This is a genomic window from Candidatus Magnetobacterium casense (genome assembly GCF_019173545.1).
GTDB classification, from domain to species: Bacteria; Nitrospirota; Thermodesulfovibrionia; order Thermodesulfovibrionales; family Magnetobacteriaceae; genus Magnetobacterium; species Magnetobacterium cryptolimnobacter.
Genome location: NZ_JABXWD010000654.1, coordinates 1 through 1,421 on the forward strand (window position 1 = coordinate 1; position 1,421 = coordinate 1,421).

3 protein-coding genes are annotated in these 1,421 nt (G+C 53.5%); all 3 read left to right on the forward strand.

What is annotated here, in order from left to right:
• Nucleotides 1-85: 85 nt before the first annotated feature.
• A complete protein-coding gene (locus HWQ67_RS18460) occupies nt 86-622 on the forward strand; it encodes a DnaB helicase C-terminal domain-containing protein (RefSeq protein WP_255317348.1) in 537 nt (178 codons plus the stop codon).
• Between the two features lie 28 nt (nt 623-650).
• Nucleotides 651-902, forward strand: a complete 252-nt coding sequence (locus tag HWQ67_RS18465; RefSeq protein WP_218254162.1) for a MarR family transcriptional regulator — start codon at nt 651-653, stop codon at nt 900-902.
• Nucleotides 889-1,421 (forward strand): hypothetical protein (locus HWQ67_RS18470; protein WP_218254163.1); only part of this gene is annotated, 533 nt, incomplete at its 3' end. The genes HWQ67_RS18465 and HWQ67_RS18470, both read left to right, overlap by 14 nt.

Below are 1,421 nucleotides of genomic sequence, written 5' to 3' on the forward strand. Positions count from 1 at the left end.
CGATGACGATTGGAAGAAAATTCTTGATGCCAGCATACTGAGAGCAGAGACGCCGATTTATTACATTGGGCACAGCGACCAGGATTTGAGACGCCGCCCAAGGCTTACGCTGGACCAGGTCTGGATGGTGCTGGATCATCTCTACAACTACCACGGGAAGCAAGCCAGATTGATTGTGCTGGATTACCTTCAGCGAATCAGACCAAGCAACGAACGGCGCGACTGGCGGGTTGCCATGATGGACACCGTTGATAGGGCGAAGGACATGGCGATTGCATATAACGTTCCGGTACTCCTGGGCACGCAAGCCAGCCGCAAGACGCGGGAACTTGCCAATCCCAAAATGCCCATGCTTGAGCACGCCCAGGAGACCAGCAATATCGAACAGAGTGCCAGCAAGTTCTTCTCAGTTTGTATCCCGCACAAAACCATGACTGAGGGCGACACGTTTGATTATGCTGGAAGGATGTTCAAGGTGTCCAAGAATCTGTTACTGGTTGCGTTGCTGAAGCAGAAACGAGGCCCGGCGCCGGCTTACTTTGCGTTCGAGATTGACTATACTACCCACACGTTGACGCCGTACAGCCACAAGGACTATTCCTGGCAAGGGCAGGTGAGATGACCGACCTGCCAATGTTCAAGGAGACCACATGCCCTACAAACAAGTGACCCCCTTCCACCGTGAGGTTATCCGCTACGTCCAGGAGCATGAGCCGGTGGACATCCACGACATCGCGGTTGCCCTGGGCATCAGCTATTGGCGGGCGCAGTACGCGCTGAAAACAATCGAGAATGCTGGAGTGGTACTATTCTGGCAGGATCGGCAAACCATCGGCACGTTCCACAAGATGACGATGGACGAATGGTGTGAAATGGAAAGGAGACCCCATGATTATACATAAGACATTTACGAACAACTACGGCAAATATAAGTTAGCGATTTACCACGACCGGACAGTGACCAGATACAAGACCGCGTTGATATTCAGCGGCGGCTACTTCACCTGGTTGCAGTTGTATAACTGGGTGGGCGAGTCTTTCGCTTCCCGCGATTGCGTGGTTGGACTGTTCACGCCGCCGGATGTGATGGGCAAGGATGTGCGGCAGTGGGCTGATGGATTTTGGGATGCGGTAAACTGTCTCGCAAACGACTTCAATATTAGTCGTTTTATCTTTGCCGGTCACTCGATGGGTGCCGCTGGCGCCACGATTGCCGGTAGGGACCTGTACCGTACCGACGCCGTTGTTGCTCTAGCTCCTCCGTGGCCTCCAGACGATTTCCCCGATCAAGAGCAACTTGAACTAATCCGGTCATCCGTCCCGAATATCAACTGCCCGCTGTCAATCCTGGTCGGCGAACTTGACAAGGTGACGGGGTATGAGGCATCCCTTAACCACTTCGAGCAACCGAGTGACTTCAA

Bases quoted from the DNA above. Each gene is read 5' to 3' on its own strand.
- HWQ67_RS18465 (WP_218254162.1), top strand. From the start codon at position 651: ATGCCCTACAAACAAGTGACCCCCTTCCACCGTGAGGTTATCCGCTAC.